The sequence below is a fragment of the Pseudorhizobium endolithicum genome (genome assembly GCF_902153245.2).
GTDB classification, from domain to species: domain Bacteria; phylum Pseudomonadota; class Alphaproteobacteria; order Rhizobiales; family Rhizobiaceae; genus Neorhizobium; species Neorhizobium endolithicum.
The window spans coordinates 209,699-228,226 of sequence record NZ_CABFWF030000013.1 but is presented as its reverse complement, the minus strand read 5'-3'; the positions used below and the strand labels follow the sequence as shown (position 1 = coordinate 228,226).

Here is an 18,528-nt window from a genome sequence, read left to right as displayed (position 1 = left end):
TGTCGCATCATTCACCCATGGAAGGGGCGAGGGGCAGCATGGCGATCATCCGCACCATTGAAGACCTGAAGCAGATCTATGGCGACGTCTCCGACGCTTCCCGGGTGAAGGTGACACGGACGTTGACGGACGAGTATCGCCGGATGATCGAGGCGTCGCCCTTCGTAGCGCTTGCTACGGCGGGTCCGGAAGGACTGGATTGTTCGCCCCGCGGCGATGTCGGAACATGCGTTCGGATCGGGGACGGGCAGACGCTGCTGCTGCCGGACTGGCGCGGCAACAACCGGATCGATTCGCTGATGAACATCGTCCGCGACCCCCGCGTGGCGCTGATGTTCCTCATTCCCGGTTCGAATACGGCAATACGCGTCAACGGATCGGCCGTCATATCCGTCGAACCTTCGCTGCTGGCAAGCTTTGAAATGGAGAACCGTCACCCGCGCAGCGTGATCGTCATCACCATCGCCGAGGTCTATTTCCAGTGCGCGCGCGCCATCATGCGGGCCGAGCTTTGGAACCCGGAGCGATTTGTCGACCCTGCGACGCTGCCGACACCGGGCGCGCTGCTCAAGGCTGCGAAGGCCGATTTCGACCAGGGGACCTACGATCGGGAATGGGCGGCACGGGCTGCCGCTACCATGTGGTAGCAGCGGCCCTGCAAAGCGCTCAGTTACGGTAGATAAGCCAGTTCTTGCCGGCATAGTCCCGGCTCATCGCCTCTTCGAAAAGGACGGTCCGGTTCCGGCCGCTATGCTTGGCGTGATAGAGCGCCGCATCGGCATTGGCATAGAGATGGCCGGCGTCTTCGGCCTGGCTACCCATGGAATAGCCCAGCGAGATGGTGATGGGGCCGTACTGGACGCCCGAGCGGGAGTTGCGGAAGCTGCGTGTCTCCAGCGCACAGCGGATGCGCTCGCAGATCAGCATCACCTCTTCGGCCGTATTGCCTTCCACGATGATGGCGAACTCCTCGCCCCCCGTGCGGGCGACGAACAGGTCCTTGCGGACATTGGCGCGGATAACGGACGCGACGGTTGCCAGGATCTTGTCCCCAACCGGATGCCCGTAGGTATCGTTGATCTTCTTGAAGTTGTCGATATCGGCAAGGACGAGTGCGGTGACCGGCAGGTTGCCGGCGCTGTCGAAGAGCGATGTGAGCTTGTCGTCAAAGGCGCGGCGATTGCTGAGGCGGGTGAGCGAATCGGTGTTGGCGATGCGCTTGTACTCATCGAGCTCCTTCCGGACTTCATCCATCTCCAAGGAGTGTTCCGCGACCGTGTCGACGGTCCGCTCTCCGTGCGCGATCGTGTCGGTGGTCGCCGTGGTCAGCAGCGCGATCGCGTTGCCGATGATGTCGTTGGAGAAATTAGCCTTGGAGTTGATGCGGGTCGCGGTCTCTCCGAGGAGCTTGGTGTAGCTTTCCATGGACCGCTGCTCCTGGCGGAGCAGCCGAAGCAGGCCCTCGAGCTCCACCAGCAGCTTGCCGTGCGCCCTTTCGATCACCTCGGCGTGGCCGGTGCCGATGTATTGTGCCGAGAGAGCGTCCAGTTCCTCCTGGGTGGCTCGGCTGCCGAGAGCAGCCAGATCTTGGGTCAGGGCCGTGTTGGAGCCGATGTAGGCTTCATAGAAAAGCTGATAGTTGCGAGGGATCGGCGCGACGCCCATCGTCCGCAGCGCATATATGATCTGGCCAACAACATCGTTCGCTTGCGCCTTCTGCGCAGTCGTCGTCATCAAGTCCCCCGGCGCGTTCCCCAACACTTCGAGTCTGAATGTTTATAACAAATATATTCTAAAACAATTAAGGAAGACGAGAGAATCGAGCGGCTGTTTTATTAGCTTATTCTGAACCAGTCGGTCGTGCCGTTCCCTTCGGACAGCGCGCGACGCGCTGTCCGAAGGAGCCCGCCATCAGCGGGGGCCGATCATGTTCTCCGGACGGACGTATTGGTCGAACTCCTCATTGGTGAGATATCCGCCGCCCACCGCTTCCTCGCGGAGCGTCGTGCCGTTCTTGTGTGCCGTCTTGGCGATCTTCGCGCAGGTGTCGTAGCCGAGCCGGGTGTTGAGGGCGGTGACCAGCATCAGGGAGTTCTCCACCCCGCGCTTGATGTTGTCCTCGCGGGCGTCGATGCCCACCACGCAGTTGTCGGTGAAGGACACGGCGGCGTCGCCGAGGAGTTGCACCGACTGCAGGAAGTTGTAGGCCATCATCGGGTTGTAGACGTTCAGCTCGAAATGGCCCTGGCTGCCGGCGAAGGTAAGCGCCGCATGGTTGCCGAAGATGTGGGCGCAGACCTGGGTGAGCGCCTCAGACTGGGTCGGGTTGACCTTGCCCGGCATGATGGAGGAGCCGGGCTCGTTCTCCGGCAGCGACAGTTCGCCGAGACCTGCGCGGGGGCCTGAACCGAGGAAGCGGATGTCGTTGGCGATCTTGAACAGCGCAGCCGCCGCGGCATTGATGGCGCCGTGCGAGAAAACCATCGAATCGTGCGAGGCGAGGGCCTCGAACTTGTTCGGTGCGGTGACGAAGGGCAGGCCGGTGATCCCGGAGATTTCCTCGGCGACCTTCTCCGCGAAGCCGACCGGCGCATTCAGGCCGGTTCCCACAGCGGTGCCGCCCTGTGCGAGGCGCGAAAGGGCCGGCAGCGTCAGCTCGATATTGGCAATTGCGGAGGCCACCTGCGCCGCATAGCCGGAGAACTCCTGGCCGAGCGTCAGCGGCGTTGCGTCCTGGGTATGGGTGCGGCCGATCTTGATGATGTGCGAGAAGGCCTTCACCTTGACCTCAAGCGCCTGGTGCAGGTGCTTGAGCGCAGGCAGGAGGTGATGGTGTATCTGCTCGACGCAGGCGATGTGCATTGCGGTCGGATAGGTGTCGTTCGACGACTGGCTCATGTTGACGTGGTCGTTCGGGTGCACGGGCTTCTTGGAGCCCATGACGCCGCCCAGCATCTCGATCGCGCGGTTCGAGATGACCTCGTTGGCATTCATGTTGGACTGGGTGCCGGAACCGGTCTGCCAGACGACGAGCGGGAAATGGTCGTTCAGCTTGCCGTCGATGACCTCCTGGGCCGCCGCAACGATCGCGTTTCCGACTTCCTTGTCCAGACCGCCGAGTTCCATGTTGGCGCGGGCGGCGGCCTGCTTGACGATCCCGAGGGCGCGCACGACGGAGGCAGGCTGCTTCTCCCAGCCGATCTTGAAATTGCCGAGCGAGCGTTGCGCCTGCGCGCCCCAGTATCGGTCGGCGGCAACCTCGATCGGTCCAAAGGTGTCGGTTTCTGTACGAGTGGATGCCATTTTTGATGCCTCTGGTGCTCGGAATGATAGCAGCGGAGTTATTCAACAAAGCGCGGGTGTGCAAGGGCGTCGACCCGATTTGTGAACGAAGGTCGCAGCATTCGGAGAAGCGTCTGTCCCCGCCGCCGCGCCGCCATGCCCGACCCCGTGCCTTTTATGACACTGGCGCCGATTTAGTGAACGCCGCGGACGCGTCAGGTCAGCCTCGAATTCTTTCCCATCAGTAAAAATTTAACGAATATTTTCTTAACATTGCGCAGGCGGCCCGACCGAGGCGGAGTGCGTCCGCGCTCACCCGGGGATGCGCCGCGTTCTTTCCATGACTCCCGCGTTCCGCTACAGCGTCCGGGAGACCGTTCAACGGCTGATTCAGGCGACGGGGTATAAATTGCAGACGACATCCAAGCGAAGCTCGATTGCACTGGCGTTCATATCGACGGTCTCCGTCATTGCAGCCGGGGTCGCACCCGCCCAAGCATTGACATTGATGGACATCATCCGGGGCGGACCGGGCAAGCGCGCGCCGAGCTACGATTCCGGCCTGCCCGGCGTGGATGCCGGGCGCCAGGCTCCGCGCAATATCGATCCCCAGCCGCTGCCGAAGGTCTCCGGCCCCAAGTATCACGTCTACAAGGCGGACCCGGCGCGCCTGGTGAAGACCGCCGGTTTCGCCGCAAACGCCTCCACCGGTCCCGAGCGCCTGCTGGCGGAGGCGAAGGTGTCGGCTCCCTCCGATATCGCCGCTGCCCTGGAGGCGTTCTACGGCAAGAGCACCAAACCGCTCTGGATCTCGGCCGGCGACATCAATGAGAAAGGTCGGGACGTTCTGGCGCTGTTCGACCGCGCGCAGGAGTTCGGCCTTGATCCGGCCGACTACCGCCTCGCTCCGCCCGAATTGGTGACCGCCAGCACCCAAACGGTCTCAGCGACCGTTTCCGACGCCTCGAAGACGCCGGTAGGCAGCGATCACGATCGCGCCCTCATGCAGTTCGAGCTGGCGCTCTCAGCGAAAGCGCTGATGTTCGCGCAGGACATGATCCGTGGTCGCCTCGATCCGAACCGGATCTCCGGCTACCACGATTTCAAGCGGAAGGATGTGAAGCTTTCGCTCGTGCTTCCCTTCATCAGGTCCGGCGAGGATGCGGCCGGTTACCTCGAAGGTCTCATACCGCAGAGCGACCATTTCCTGGCGTTGAAAGACGAACTCGCAAGGTTGCGGGCAGAGGAGGCGGACGAGGGACAGCGTATCGCGCTGCCGGAGAACCTCCTGCTGAAGCCCGGCGCCACCAGCCCGGAACTCGCCAATGTCGTCGCGGCCATCCGCAAGCATGGTTCGGATGCGCTGAAGGAAAAGCACTCGGCGTTCCTGGCAAGCTATCAGCAGGATGACCAGTACACGCCGGCGGTCGTCGACCTGGTGAAGGGGTTCCAGGACGAGGCCGGGCTGAAGCCGGACGGCGTCATCGGTCCCGCCACGGTCCGGGCGATGGTCGGCCACTCGGTTGCGGCTAAGATCGACAAGCTGACCGTTGCCATGGAGCAGGCGCGCTGGCTGCCCGCCGATCTCGGCGGGCGCCATGTCTTCATCAACCAGCCCGCCTATACCGCCTCCTACCATGACGGGGGCACGGAGCAGTTCTCCATGCGCGTCGTCATCGGCTCCAAGGCGAACCAGACCTATTTCTTCCAGGACCAGATCGAGACGGTGGAGTTCAACCCCTACTGGGGCGTGCCGCAGTCGATCATCATCAACGAAATGCTGCCGCATTTGCGGGCCGACCCGTCCTATCTCGACCGCATGGGCTATCAGGTGGAGGTGAACGGCCGTCCCGTCTCGTCCACCAGCGTGAACTGGTACGGCTCCACGCAATCGATCGCCGTGCGCCAGCCGCCGTCCAGCGACAATGCGCTCGGAGAATTGAAGATCCTCTTCCCGAACGAGCATGCGATCTACATGCACGACACGCCTTCCAAGAGCTTCTTCAAGCGTGACATGCGGGCTCTGAGCCATGGCTGCATTCGCCTCGCCGAGCCCCGCAAGATGGCGGCTGCAGTCCTCGGCGTCAGTGAGCAGGAGATCGGTGCGAAGATCGCCAAGGGCAAGAATATCGGGGAAACGGTTTCCGACCGGATCCCGGTCTACGTGGCCTATTTCACCGCCTGGCCGAACAAGGACGGCGTGGTGGAATATTTCGATGACGTCTACGATCGGGACGCGGCGACGCTGAAGGCGCTGAAGGCTACCAGCACGGCGCGCGTGTCCTGATTTGGTTCTAACCCGATGATGAAAAAGGCGGCTGCGGGCCGCCTTTTTCATGCCTGGGCGGCCGTTGCCGCCTGTCCGGCTCCGATCAACCGGTCGACCAGGGACGTCGTGAGTTCGGAGAAGTGGTCGATGACGTGGTCCGGTTGCAGCTCGGCTACCGGCACGTCCGAATAGCCAAAGGTCACGGCGATCGACGGGATGCCGGCATTGCGCGCCGCGAGAATGTCATTGATGCTGTCGCCGATCATGACCGCCTGGTCGGCGCGTCTGCCGGCCCGTTCGATCGTGCCGAGGATGTGGCGGGCATCCGGCTTGCGGACGGGGAAGGTGTCGCCACCGGTCACGGTGATGAAGCGGTCCAGCAGCCCGAGTTTTTCCATCAGCGGTACGGCAAGCTCCTCAAGCTTGTTCGTGCAGACGGCCAGGTTCGCCCCGGCCTCCGAAAGCCGGTCCAACGCCTCCGTCAACCCCGGATAGGGACGGCTCGAGCCCGGCATCTCCCGCTTGTAGTGCTCCAGGAAACGGTCGAGGAGCGGTTCGATCGCGTCATCGCCGATATGCCTGCCGCGCAGCTCGAACGCCCGCCGGATCATCACCCGCGTGCCCTGGCCGACGAGATGGGTAAGATCGGCATAGGTGACCGGGGCGAGGCCGGCGGCGGCGATCGTGTGGTTCAGGCTGGCGATGAGATCGGGCGCCGTGTCCACAAGGGTGCCGTCGAGGTCGAAAATCACCAATGGAGCAGTCATGCATGCCTCCGTGCCCGATTGTCCTGCCGATCCCGCATAGGTGACTGCACCGGCGAAAGCAAACACCAAGCGGCGTGAAGGGACTTTTCCTTGCGGGGGCGGGCGTGTAAACAGCAACGGCGAAACAACGGGGAGCTTCTGGCGCATGGACGCCCGGCAAATGAAGATCAAGGCTGCGGAAGCGGCGTTGGCGCACATCGAAGACGGCATGCGGCTTGGCATCGGCACCGGATCGACGGCCGAAGAATTCGTCAGGCTGCTGGCCGAGAAGGTTGCGGACGGACTGCAGGTCCAGGGTGTCCCGACCTCCGAGCGAACGGCGAGGCTCTGCCTCGAACTCGGAGTTCCGCTGAAGTCGCTGGACGAGCTGCCGGAACTGGACCTTACGATCGACGGAGCGGACGAGGTCGATGGCGAACTGCGCCTGATCAAGGGCGGCGGCGGCGCCCTCCTGCGCGAGAAGATCGTGGCGGCCGCTTCCTCACGCATGATCGTCATTGCCGACGAGTCCAAGGTAGTGGAGATGCTGGGCGCCTTCGCCTTGCCGATCGAAGTCAATTCCTTCGGCCTCGTGGCCACCCGCATCGCCATCGAGAAGCTTGCCGGGCGCCTCGGCCTTACCGGTGATATCCAGCTCCGCAAATCCGGAGAGGACAGCTTCACGACCGACGGCGGTCACCATATTCTCGACGCATCTTTTGGCCGTATTCCTGATGCAGAGGCTCTCGCCATCCAACTCAATTCCATCCCCGGCGTCGTTGAGCACGGGCTGTTCATCAATCTCGCGTCCTTTGCGATCATTGCTGGCGAAACCGGCGCGCGGACGCTCAAGGCACAATGAAAGACAGGAGCACTATTTTGATGACTAAACACGCTGTTTTCTGGCGCGCCACAGCTCTTGCCCTGATGGTTGCGGGCAGCATCGCAGTGCCGGTCCGTGCGCAGGATATTTCCGAGGAACATCTGGCCGCCGCCCGCGAGGCAATCGCCTCGATCAATGCCACCAATCGCTACGACAACATTCTTCCGGGCCTCGCAGAGCGGCTGAAGGCGCAGTTCATCCAGGCCTCTCCGAACTTCCAGGAGCAGATATCCGCGGTCGTCGACGAGCAGGCGCTGGCTCTTGCACCGCGTCGTGCAGACCTCGAGCGTGAAGCCGCCACGATCTATGCAAAGGCCTTCACGATGGAAGAGCTGAAGGCGATTTCCGCCTTCTACGCGACGGAAGCGGGCAAGAAGCTCCTGTCGAACGGCCCGCTGGTAGCACGCGAGCTGGGCAGGGCCGCCGAGATCTGGGCCAATGGGATTTCCCGAGACCTCACCAACCAGAGCAGCGAAAAGCTGCGCGGCACCATCGACGCCGCACCCGTGGAGGCTCCGGCACCGGAAGTCGAGCAGCCGGCGGAAGCGCAGCCGCAACAGTAAGGCCCAAGCCAGCGAGAGAATGAGGCCCGGAGCGATCCGGGCTTTCTCTTTTTCGGGCGGGCCGCCTATATGGAACCCACTGCCATTGCCGATGAAGGAGCTCAGCATGACCGCGTTCGACTACGACCTCTTCGTGATCGGTGGAGGCTCCGGAGGGGTGAGGGCAGGGAGACTGGCAGCTTCGCTGGGCAAGCGGGTCGCCATTGCAGAGGAATATCGTTTCGGCGGCACCTGCGTGATCCGCGGCTGCGTGCCGAAGAAGCTGTTCGTCTACGCTTCCCAATTTCCGGAGCACTTCGAGGATTCGGCCGGTTTCGGATGGAGCGTGGGCGAGACGAGCTTCGACTGGAAGAAGCTCGTCTCCGCCAAGGATGCCGAGATAGCCCGCCTCGAGGGACTTTACCGCCGCGGCCTGGAAAATGCCGGCGCAGAAATACTCGAGACACGGGCGGAACTCATCGACGCCCATACGATCCGGCTGGTCAAGACGGGCAGAACGGTCACGGCCGAACGGATCGTCATCGCGACGGGAGGAACGGCGAACCCGCACGCGGCCTTGCCCGGCCATGAACTCTGCATCACCTCCAACGAGGCCTTCGACCTTCCGGAACTGCCGCGCTCCATCCTCATCGCCGGCGGCGGCTACATCGCCGTGGAGTTCGCCAACATCTTCCATGGGCTCGGGGTCGAAACCACCCTCATCTATCGGGGCAAGGAGATCCTCTCGCGCTTCGACGAGGACATGCGCCGGGGCCTCCACAAGGCGATGGAGCAGAAGGGCATCAGGATCATCTGCACCGACATCATCGAGGAGGTCCAAAAATCGCCGTCAGGCGGGCTTGTCGCACGCACGCTGGAGGGTAGGACCCTTGCCGTGGAGGCGGTGATGCTGGCCCTGGGACGCGATCCGAACACCGCCGGCCTGGGGGTGGAGGCCGCCGGCGTCGCGACAGACGAGCGCGGGGCGATCGTCGTCGACGACTATTCGCGCACCAACGTTCCGCACATCTTCGCGCTTGGCGACGTCACCGACCGGGTACAACTGACGCCGGTGGCGATCCATGAGGCCATGTGCTTCATCGAGACCGAGTTCAGGAACAATCCCACGAAGCCGGACCACGACCTGATCGCGACCGCGGTATTTTCGCAGCCGGAGATCGGCACCGCCGGGCTCTCGGAAGAGGCAGCGTGCAGGCGCTATCCGGAAGTCGAGGTCTACCGGGCCGAATTCCGCCCCATGAAGGCCACCCTTTCGGGCCGTGCGGAGAAGATGATCATGAAGCTGATCGTCGACGCCGCAAGCCGCAAGGTGGTCGGCGCCCACGTGCTGGGGCACGATGCGGGCGAGATGGCGCAGCTTCTCGGGATTTCGCTCAAGGCGGGTTGCACGAAGGAGGACTTCGACCGGACGATGGCGGTTCACCCGACCGCCGCGGAAGAACTCGTCACGATGTACGCGCCGAGCTACCGGGTCCGCAACGGGGAACGCGTCTGACGTTCCGCCTCAGCTGGTGATGCGGGGCGTGCTGACGATCTTGTGGAAGAGCGCCTTCATAGCGTCCTCGATCCCTTGTTCGAGGGACACCTCGAAATAGTAGCCGGGGCTGGCGCATTCCTGCATCTTCGAGCCGATCTTGTCGCCGAACGGCTTCACCCACCTCCTCCAGAAATCGTTCTCCTCCAGCGGAAGATAGGTGGTGTAGAGGATCGCGATCTTGATGTTTCGCTTCTTGAGGTCGTCGCAGTGCTTGGTGTCGATCGGCTCGATGCAGCGCCCGGGGGTGTTGTCAACGATACCCTTAGGGCTTGTGCATCCAGTGGGCTTATAGTGATCGCCAACCCCATCCGAAACCATGAATACGATCTTCTGGCGGTCGGCGGCGCTGTTTCCGGTTCCGGCCAGACCTGTGATCTTGTCCCCGATCCTCTCCAGAGCGTCGTCAAAGCTGGTCTGCTGATCCTTGTTGTAGTTCTGGTAGGGGATGCTCATCAGCTTGATCTTCTCCGTGGCCTCGGCCACCGTATCGAAGTTGGGGGTGATCTGCGCCACCTCGAAGAGCTGCGCGTCCTTGGCCGTTTCTCCGAAGGTGTAGGCGGCCATCTGGAACTGCTTGTCCACGGTTTGAGTGCGTTTGGCGGTCTCCATCAGCGCCTTCGTCGCTTCCGCGACCACATCGATCCGGATCGGAATCTTCTCCGCGAGGGCGACATTGTAGTAGCTGTAGGGATCTGCCACTCCGCTTTCGGAGACGATGTGGCAGGCGAAGGCGCACTTCTTGTCGGCCCCGGTATTCTTCGGCCCGCGGTAGCCGTTCGCCGTAACGTCTATCATACGGGCGATGTCGTCCTTGGTCGCAGCGACGCCCATGGAAGGCGTGTTGTCGAGCAGCATGTAGAAGTCCATGAAAGCCGGCGTCTGGTAGCGCGCCGTTGCCGTGCCGCCGATGGTCACGCTTTCCCTGCCCAGCACCTTCATGAAGGTCGTCGGCATGACCGCGCTGAAGTCGACACGGGACTCGATGACCGCGCCTGTCTTGGTGACCACGATCTCCAGATTGAGCGGGAGTTCGCTCGCTTCGCCATGCATCTGGCTGACGAAGATGTTCCGGGCATCGCTCGATCCCACCGTGATCGTGCCGTCGCCCTGCATGGCCATGGCCTCGGCCACCGCCGGGGATTGCTCCGATATCGCGCCGACGGCGGCGGCGTCGGCGGCAGCATAGAGTTGCGTGCGCAGTGACAGTGCGTGGCTTATATCGATCGCCAGGCCGGCGGCGCCGGTGAGCGGAACCGCCAGAAGCGCGGTCATGACACCAAAATTGCCGGTACGGTCCGCCAACAGACGCTTCGTCAAAGCGAGCACGCGCTGCCTCCTTCAAACATGATGCAAAATCACCGATCAGCATCATGCGGCGGTGGGCGCGGCCATGCGTCATGCGGCCGGAATGCCGAGAAGATAGCCGGGACTATCTCAGCAAAAGGGAAACGAAGATGATTAACGGATCCTCGCCGCCGTTCCCTATGTCAGGCGGAGCGGCACGACAGGCCGCGCTAAAATGCTAGGCAAGTCGGATCGGACGGTTTATAAGCCGCCCCAAATTCGAGACACGGCCGGGCGAGGCGTCCGGACAGCGACAGGTGAGCGACATGGCACAGAACTGGACCCCGAGCACGTGGCGGCAGAAACCGATCCAGCAGGTTCCGGAATATCCGGATGCGGCGGCGCTCGCGGCCACGGAAGCCCAGCTCGCCACCTTCCCGCCGCTCGTCTTCGCGGGCGAGGCACGCCGACTGAAGAAGCATCTCGCCAATGTCGCAGAGGGCAACGGCTTCCTGCTGCAGGGCGGCGATTGCGCGGAAAGCTTCATGGAGCATGGCGCCGACACGATCCGCGACTTCTTCCGCGCCTTCCTGCAGATGGCCGTCGTGCTGACCTTCGGAGCGCAGCAGCCGGTGGTCAAGGTCGGCCGGATCGCGGGCCAGTTCGCCAAGCCGCGTTCCTCCAATATCGAGAAGCAGGGCGACATCGAACTGCCGAGCTACCGCGGCGACATCATCAACGGCATAGAGTTCACGGAAGAGGCCCGCATTCCCAATCCGGAGCGGCAGATGATGGCATACCGCCAGTCTGCGGCAACGCTGAACCTCCTGCGCGCCTTCGCCATGGGCGGCTATGCCAATCTGGAGAACGTCCACCAGTGGATGCTCGGCTTCGTCAAGGATAGCCCCCAGGGCGAACGCTACAAGAAGCTCGCTGACCGCATCAGCGAAACCATGGACTTCATGAAGGCGATCGGGATCAGCGCCGACAACAATCCGAGCCTCCGGGAGACCGACTTCTTCACGAGCCACGAGGCTCTGCTCCTCGGATACGAGGAGGCTCTGACGCGCGTCGATTCCACCTCCGGCGACTGGTACGCGACCTCCGGTCACATGATCTGGATCGGGGACCGTACGCGCCAGGCAGACCACGCGCATGTGGAATACTGCCGCGGCATCAAGAACCCGATCGGCCTGAAATGCGGCCCGTCGCTGCAGCCCGACAACCTGCTGGAACTGATCGACGCGCTCAATCCAGCAAACGAGGCAGGGCGCCTGACGCTGATCTGCCGCTTCGGCCACGACAAGGTCGCCGACCACCTGCCGAAGCTGATCCGCGCCGTCGAGCGCGAAGGCCGGAAGGTCGTCTGGTCCTGCGACCCGATGCATGGCAACACAATCACGCTCAACAACTACAAGACCCGCCCGTTCGACCGGGTTCTTTCCGAGGTGGAGAGCTTCTTCCAGATCCACCGGGCGGAAGGCACGCATCCGGGCGGTATCCATATCGAGATGACCGGCAAGGACGTCACCGAATGCACCGGTGGCGCCCGTGCGGTGACGGCAAGCGATCTTCAGGACCGCTACCACACCCATTGCGACCCACGGCTCAACGCCGACCAGGCGCTGGAACTCGCCTTCCTGCTGGCGGAGCGCATGAAGACGGGCCGCGACGAGAAGCGGATGGTCGTCAACGGCTGAGCCTTGACTTCATGATCGGGAGGGGCCGGCATCACGCCGGCCCTTCGTATTTTCATAGACCTGCGGACCGCGTTATGGCCTGGGCGGCAGTCCTGCGGCGGCGGCGATGAAATCGGCTATCGCCTCCGTGTCGTCGAGATCGAAGACGGGCAGGGAACCATCCGCCACCGGGTGATCCGCCGCTATTGCCACGATATGCGGATCGGAGGGCGCCAGGGGCTCGCGCTTGGCGGCCTCTCGCCGCCGGGCCTCGATCTTCGGGACCGGCTCGCGCTTGTAGCCTTCGACCAGGACGAGGTCACAGGGCGACAGGCGCGCCAGGATGTCCTCGAAGGACGGCTCCGGAGCGCCCCGCAACTCGTGCATGACGGCAAAACGGGTGCCCGATACCAGCGCCACTTCATGCGCTCCCGCCTGGCGATGGCGGTAGCTGTCGGCACCCACCCGATCGATGTCGAAATCGTGGTGAGCGTGCTTGATCGTTGAGATGCGGTAGCCGCGGCGGGTGAATTCCTCCACCAGGCGGACGGCCAGTCCGGTCTTGCCGGAATTCTTCCAGCCGGCGATGCCGAAGACGCGCGGGCGTGTCATCTCGCTACCTCCAGAAAACGAAGCGCTTCCTGCAGGTCCGCCGGCGCGTTCACGTTCATGAAGGGATCGAGCGGGCCGATCGGGGTCTGGAGCATGTCCCACGTGACCGTCTCCACGCGGTGACGCGCGAGGAAATCCGAGACGCGCCGATGGGACGGATTGCCGAGCCAGGCTTCCAGATCGTCCGCCACCGCCAGGGGCCATAGCGCGAAGACCGGGTGCATCCGCCCCGCCGAAGCGGCGACCGCGACGGTCTTGCCGTCGACGAGCGCGGCTTGCAACCGCCCGCAAAGATCATCCGGGAAGAAAGGCGCATCGGAGGGGACTGTCAGGAGATGTGTTTGCTCGCCTGCTTTCCCGGCGAGATCGCGCAGGCCCGCAAGGACGCCTGCAAGCGGACCCGGCTGGCCCGGCAGGGTGTCCGGTATGGCCTCTATGCCGGTCGGCAGCGGGAGGCCCGGCGGAGCATTCACCGCGATCCCCGACACCTGAGGCGCAAGCCGGCGCATGATATGACCGAGAAAACTGTCCTCACCGAAGGGGAGCAAAAGCTTGTCCCTGCCCATCCGGCTCGACCTGCCGCCGGCGAGGATCAGGGCGGGGGGCGCGGCGGGTGTCATCTTCCGTCGTCGCCCGTCAATGCGCCTTCCCTGCGGTCGATCCAGCGGACATATTCCGTGGCGGCGAGCGCGACGACGGCGGTCAGCCCCATGACGGCCAGCAGCGGAACGGTTCCGGTTTCCGGCGTGAGCACCGAGCCGGCGACGACGGAAAGGGCCGCGCCGCCGCCGAGCGTGATCGCCCCCCCCAGTCCGGATGCGGAGCCCGCCAGATGGGGGCGCACGCTGACCATGCCGGCATTGGCGCTCGGAAGCGTCAGCCCGTTGCCGATGCCGATCAGGGAGAGGGGGCCGAAGAAGGCGAACGGATGACCGGCGCCCAACGCCACCAGCACGAAGGCCATGCCGATGCCGATCACGTTGACAATGTTTCCCGAGAGCATCATCGGACCTATTCCGAAGCGGCGGGCATAACGGCCGGAGAAATAGTTCCCGAGCATGTAGCCCGCCGCCATCGTGAAAAAGTAGAGCCCGAGTGCGGAGGGCGACAGGCGGAAGATGACACTGCCGACGAAGGGCGCGCCGCCGAGGAAGCTGAAGAAGACGCCCGAGGAGAACGTGGCGGTCAGCGTATAGCCCCAGAATCGGCGGGAGCGCAGCAGCTGCGGCCAGCTGCGGAACTGTTCCGCGACGTTTGCCGATTGCGCCGTGTTGGTCTCGCCAAGGTCGCGCCAGACGAGAAGCAGGACGGCAAGGCCCGCGATGAACATCGCCATGAAGCTCGCCTGCCAGCCGTAGAGGTCATCGAGCACGCCGCCCAGGGTCGGTGCGACCATCGGCACCAGGGACATCCCCATGGTGACGTAGCCGATCATGGAAGCCGCTTCGTCCAGCGGCACCATGTCGCGGACGATCGCACGCGACAGGACGATTCCGGCGACCACGCCCGTCTGCATCAGCCGACCCAACATGAATACCGTCACGTTTGGGGCGAAGGTGCAGATCAGCGTGCCGAGCAGCAGAAGGACGATGCCGCCGATCAGCACGGGCCGACGGCCGAAGAGATCAGACAAGGGGCCGATGGCGATCTGTATGGCGGCGGTTCCTGCCAGATAGCCGGAGACGGCGAACTGCATCACCGCATAGCTCGTGCCGAAATGCTCCGCCATCGAGGCGAGCGATGGCAGGAAGATGTTCATGGACATCGCGGCCAGGCCGGCGGCCAGCACCAGCGTCGCGATATGCGGCGGGGTCGTTCTGTCCAGAAAGCGCGTCTTGCTCAAGTTAGCTCCCGTCATCCGCTGGTTCCGATCGGCTATTCCGCCTGAGGCGAGGCCGGGCTTTCCCCGCCCATGGCCTCCCGCCGGCGCTTGCCTTCCCGGTAGAAGCTGTAAAGTCCGGAAGCGATGATGATGGCGGCACCGGAATATACGAAAACATCCGGCCGTTCGCCGAAGAACAGCACGCCAAGCACAAGGCCCCAGATCAGCCCGGTGTAGCGGAAGGGGGCCACGAAGGAAATCTCGCCGGTCCGCATCGACATGATCACGGCCTGATAGCCTGAAAAGACGAGCAGCGCCGCAATCACGAGGGGCAGGAAGGTTTCCAGGTCCATCGGCTGCCAGCCGCCCATCGGCGCGATCAGCAGCGCGCCCACCACCGTATTCGCCGCGGCGGTGAACAGGGTAACCGTCAGCGAGGGAACATCCGCGACGATGCGGCGGGTAACGAGATCGCGTCCCGAGGTGAAAAACACCGCCGCCAGCAGAAGGATCGACGCCGATGTGAACCCGTCACCGGTCGGCCTCAGGATGATCAGCACCCCGACGAACCCGACCAGGATCGCGGCCCAGCGGCGCCAGCCGACGGGCTCGCCCAAGAAAAGTGCTGCTCCGAGCGTCACTGCGAGAGGCAGGGACTGCATGATCGCGGAGATGTTGGCGAAGTCGATCCGCCCGAGTGCGCTGATGAAGGTCAAGGTGGCGCCGATCTCGAAGAAGGTCCGAAGCAGAATCATCGGCTGCAGCATCACGGAAAGGGGCCGGATCGCTCCCAGCCGTCGGGCAACGAAGTAAACTAAGACCGTCGTCATGATGCCGCGAACCATTATGATCTGGGCGACGCTGAGCGACGAGGTGACGGATTTCACCAAGGCATCATTGCAGGTAAAGGAAGCCATGGCGAGCGACATGTAAAGCGCGCCTCGCGAGTTCTCTGTCGATGTCATTGACGATTCCTTCCCGTGCAGCGGGATGATTTAGTGCATCGTTCCCCGTGCGGCCAGACCAGTTCGGCCTGGAGATGGCTTCAATGGCAGTTTATATCCGCGGTGGCTGACCAAATTCTGGGCAGCAGAAGGTGATGCTTTCCGATTAACCGTTGATCAACAGGTTATGGTGAAGTGTGGGGCGATCCAGCATGATGCGGGAGCTTCGGCAGGCCGCCTTGTAGATGTTTAGGCAGGGTGGGCAATATTTCCATCGGGGTCCGCATGTCCTTCATCGACCGTATTCTTCAGAGCCGCCGCATCGTCACCAAGGTTCTGCTTTTCGTCGTGCCGCTTGTGCTGCTGATCGCCGGTGTCGGCTTGGCGGGCTACTACACCGCTAACATGCTGAACGGGCACATGACCGTAACCCGGGCGACGATCGAGAACATCGGCGATTTCGAGCACCTGCAGGCCAGCCTGCAGAACTTCAGCGAGAAGCCGGACGACATCAGCCTGGCGGCGCTGCAACAGGCGATCGATCGGCAGGAAAAGGGTGTCAACGTGCTGGAGGGGCTGCTGGTCAGCCAAGCGGACCGGCAACGTATCGACGTGGTGACCAAGCTGGCGCCGGCAATGCGCGAGCGGACTGAGGCCCTATGGGATCTGAAGCAGCAGCGTGACGCCAATCGCGAACAGATTTCGGGCCATCTTGCGGCGGTGAAGGAAATCTCGCAGGGCGTGGATCAGCGGCTCGGCAATCTTCGCAAGAAGTTCGAGGGGCAGGAGCGCTTCGCGAAAAGCGCCCTCTTCGAATCCTTCGCCTATAAATCCATCGCCGAGCGCATCGACAATCTGAGGAGCGCCGTTCGCAATGCGGGCTCCGACGAGGGTACGGCCAAGGCAGCCGAGGTGCAGGCCCAGACGCTGCTTGCGGAGTTCGACCCGATCAAGTCCCTGGTGAGCGAGAAGGTCATGGCGGGCCTCGCCCCGATCCACGCCGCGGCGGAAGATCTTCTCAAGGTCGCGACATCCGCTGCGCCGGCGCCCGAGAAGGCGCAGAGCCTTCGGGTTGCCGCGAGCGGCTTCATGCGCTTCCAGAGCGAGTTGCAGCAGAATGTCCTGAAGAAGTCGGGCGACGCCGCCGAGCGGTTCGCGACGCTCGAAGGCGATGTCACGACCCTCAAGAACCTGCTGGCCCAGGTGGAGACGGCCCTGACTGTGGGGGATGCTCTGCAGCTGCACATGGAGCGCCTGGGCGCACAGCGGACGGACGAGGCGAGACAGGTCGTTCTGGACGATATCGCTACACTTCGCACCTCCAGCGCCACGGTCTCCGAGCTCGGGAACGCGAACTCTGCCATGAGCGCCTTCGCAACCGACATCGAGGCGCCGCTCGCGGCGATCGAAGACGCCTCGGCGTCCATGCTGGCGATCGAGACGCAATGGAACGAAGCCCGCGCCCAGGCCTCCGCCACGCTGTCGGAGGGGATGGCGGGCCTGCAGGCTTTCATCGCGCAGGCCCAGGAGGTCGGCAAGGAGGACAGCGAGCGCTCGGCAAACCTCTCGGTCGTCGCGATGGTCGTAGGTACCCTGCTGGCGATCGCCGGCGGATTGATGCTTGTGGAGACGCTGCGAGGACCGTTGCGCCGCGTCACCGACGTGATGAAGCGACTGGCCGAAGGCGATCTCGAAGTCAGCATCGAAGGCCGCGAGCGAGGTGACGAGATCGGCGACATGGTCCGTTCCGTCACCGTGTTCCGTGATGCGGCGCTCGAGAACATCCGTCTGGAGCAGGAGGCCGCCGCCGCCCGGGAGCAATCGAGCGCTGAATCGGCGCGTCGCGCGGAGGAGCGGGCCCGGATCGCCGCCGAACAGCACGCGGCGCTCAAGGCACTGTCGGATGCCCTGACCCAGCTTGCTGAGGGCGATCTGCAACGCGGCATGGACGAAGGCCTTGCGGACGATTTCGTCCCCATGGCCAGGACCTACAATACGGCGGTGGAGGCGCTGCGGGCTACGCTCGACGATGTCCGGGCGACCACCGAGGAAATCGACGTTGGAACCGGCAACCTGGCAGCCTCGGCCGACGACCTGGCGCGGCGTACCGAGCAGCAGGCTTCGGCGCTCGAACAGAGTTCCCGCGCGCTGCGGCATCTGGGCGACCTGGTGCGGTCGACGGCCGACAGCGCCCGGCAGACGGCGGCTTCCGTGAACGAGACCGAGGAGTTTGCGGTTCGTTCGGGTGAAGTCGTGTCCCGCGCGGTCGGTGCGATGGGCGAGATCAGCCGCTCTTCGGAGAAGATCGCAACGATCATCGGTGTCATCGACGAGATCGCATTCCAGACCAATCTCCTGGCGCTGAATGCCGGCGTGGAAGCAGCCCGTGCCGGCGAGGCCGGACGCGGCTTCGCCGTCGTCGCCCAGGAAGTCCGCGAACTCGCCCAGCGTTGCGCCGGAGCGGCCCGCGAAATCAAGGGGCTCATCTCCGCCAGTTCGACCCAGGTCAGCAACGGCGTACAACTCGTCGAGGAGACGGGAGAGGCTCTCAGCCGGATCATCACGCACGTCACGGACGTCCGAAAGCTCGTTGCTGCCATCTCTGCCGCAACAGGCGAGCAGGCGACCGGGATCAACGAGGTGACGCAGGCTGTACAGGAGGTGGAACTGATCACCCAGCAGAACGCCGCGATGGTGGAGGAGAACAATGCCGAGATCCACGGGCTGCGCCAGCGCGTGGGCGTCCTGACGGAGAAGATCGACCGGTTCAAGACGGAAAACGGGGCCGCATCCTCGTCTGAACTCCTTCCGGGCGACGATACCTACAGCCCGATCCGGGCCGCCTGATTACAGGAGCAAACGGGAAGGCCGGGCAGGAAGCGGCCGGCCTTCCGTTTCAGATACGGC

The 18,528-nt window shown here is 63.6% G+C and carries 15 protein-coding genes; 7 read left to right on the top strand and 8 right to left on the bottom strand.

Going from position 1 to position 18,528, the window contains the following annotated elements:
- Window positions 1-38 precede the first annotated feature (38 nt).
- Window positions 39-647: a pyridoxamine 5'-phosphate oxidase family protein gene (locus RTCK_RS14235; protein WP_142520576.1), complete on the top strand. Its 609-nt coding sequence runs from the start codon at window positions 39-41 to the stop codon at window positions 645-647.
- Window positions 648-666: 19 nt separating this feature from the next.
- On the opposite strand, the gene RTCK_RS14230 is transcribed toward RTCK_RS14235, so the two are convergent.
- Together RTCK_RS14230 and fumC are read right to left on the bottom strand one after the other, a co-directional pair.
- Window positions 667-1,737: a GGDEF domain-containing protein gene (locus RTCK_RS14230; RefSeq protein ID WP_408004549.1), complete on the bottom strand. Its 1,071-nt coding sequence runs from the start codon at window positions 1,735-1,737 to the stop codon at window positions 667-669.
- A 174-nt stretch (window positions 1,738-1,911) separates the two neighbouring features.
- Window positions 1,912-3,303, bottom strand: coding sequence for a class II fumarate hydratase (gene fumC / locus RTCK_RS14225; RefSeq protein ID WP_142593284.1), 1,392 nt, complete (start codon window positions 3,301-3,303; stop codon window positions 1,912-1,914).
- A gap of 388 nt (window positions 3,304-3,691) precedes the next feature.
- Between fumC and RTCK_RS14220 the strand changes: the two genes are divergently transcribed.
- Window positions 3,692-5,569, top strand: coding sequence for a L,D-transpeptidase family protein (locus RTCK_RS14220; protein WP_408004548.1), 1,878 nt, complete (start codon window positions 3,692-3,694; stop codon window positions 5,567-5,569).
- A 47-nt stretch (window positions 5,570-5,616) separates the two neighbouring features.
- Here the strand turns inward: RTCK_RS14220 and gph are convergent, their stop codons facing one another.
- Window positions 5,617-6,318 (bottom strand): phosphoglycolate phosphatase, encoded by a 702-nt coding sequence (gene gph, locus RTCK_RS14215; protein WP_142593282.1) that lies wholly within the window; start codon window positions 6,316-6,318, stop codon window positions 5,617-5,619.
- A 145-nt stretch (window positions 6,319-6,463) separates the two neighbouring features.
- On the opposite strand from gph, the gene rpiA reads away from it, so the two are divergent.
- From rpiA to gor, 3 genes are all read left to right on the top strand, one after another.
- Window positions 6,464-7,159, top strand: a complete 696-nt coding sequence (gene rpiA, locus RTCK_RS14210) for a ribose-5-phosphate isomerase RpiA (RefSeq protein WP_142520581.1) — start codon at window positions 6,464-6,466, stop codon at window positions 7,157-7,159.
- Between the two features lie 20 nt (window positions 7,160-7,179).
- Window positions 7,180-7,743 (top strand): DUF2059 domain-containing protein, encoded by a 564-nt coding sequence (locus tag RTCK_RS14205; RefSeq protein WP_142520582.1) that lies wholly within the window; start codon window positions 7,180-7,182, stop codon window positions 7,741-7,743.
- 106 nt (window positions 7,744-7,849) lie between these two features.
- The gene (gene gor, locus RTCK_RS14200; protein ID WP_142593281.1) at window positions 7,850-9,238 is read left to right on the top strand and encodes a glutathione-disulfide reductase; all 1,389 of its coding nucleotides are present in this window, start codon (window positions 7,850-7,852) and stop codon (window positions 9,236-9,238) included.
- A 9-nt stretch (window positions 9,239-9,247) separates the two neighbouring features.
- Here gor and RTCK_RS14195 read toward each other — a convergent pair whose 3' ends face one another.
- Window positions 9,248-10,606, bottom strand: a complete 1,359-nt coding sequence (locus tag RTCK_RS14195) for a vWA domain-containing protein (protein ID WP_408004547.1) — start codon at window positions 10,604-10,606, stop codon at window positions 9,248-9,250.
- A gap of 284 nt (window positions 10,607-10,890) precedes the next feature.
- On the opposite strand from RTCK_RS14195, the gene RTCK_RS14190 reads away from it, so the two are divergent.
- Entirely contained in the window at window positions 10,891-12,264 is a 1,374-nt protein-coding gene (locus tag RTCK_RS14190; RefSeq protein ID WP_142593280.1) for a class II 3-deoxy-7-phosphoheptulonate synthase, read from the top strand.
- Window positions 12,265-12,336: 72 nt separating this feature from the next.
- Here RTCK_RS14190 and mobB read toward each other — a convergent pair whose 3' ends face one another.
- Genes mobB through RTCK_RS14170 form a run of 4 tightly spaced genes read right to left on the bottom strand, consistent with a single transcriptional unit; the run spans window position 12,337 to window position 15,642 of the window.
- Window positions 12,337-12,855 (bottom strand): molybdopterin-guanine dinucleotide biosynthesis protein B, encoded by a 519-nt coding sequence (gene mobB / locus RTCK_RS14185; RefSeq protein ID WP_142593279.1) that lies wholly within the window; start codon window positions 12,853-12,855, stop codon window positions 12,337-12,339.
- Entirely contained in the window at window positions 12,852-13,475 is a 624-nt protein-coding gene (gene mobA / locus RTCK_RS14180) for a molybdenum cofactor guanylyltransferase MobA (RefSeq protein WP_142593278.1), read from the bottom strand. Before mobA ends, mobB begins: the two co-directional genes overlap by 4 nt.
- On the bottom strand, window positions 13,472-14,698 hold the full coding sequence (locus RTCK_RS14175; protein WP_142593277.1) for a multidrug effflux MFS transporter: 1,227 nt from the start codon (window positions 14,696-14,698) through the stop codon (window positions 13,472-13,474). Before RTCK_RS14175 ends, mobA begins: the two co-directional genes overlap by 4 nt.
- Window positions 14,699-14,730: 32 nt before the next feature.
- Complete coding sequence (locus RTCK_RS14170; RefSeq protein ID WP_142593276.1) at window positions 14,731-15,642, bottom strand: DMT family transporter; 912 nt, start codon at window positions 15,640-15,642, stop codon at window positions 14,731-14,733.
- A 264-nt stretch (window positions 15,643-15,906) separates the two neighbouring features.
- Between RTCK_RS14170 and RTCK_RS14165 the strand changes: the two genes are divergently transcribed.
- Window positions 15,907-18,468, top strand: a complete 2,562-nt coding sequence (locus tag RTCK_RS14165; protein ID WP_142593275.1) for a methyl-accepting chemotaxis protein — start codon at window positions 15,907-15,909, stop codon at window positions 18,466-18,468.
- Window positions 18,469-18,528: the final 60 nt, after the last annotated feature.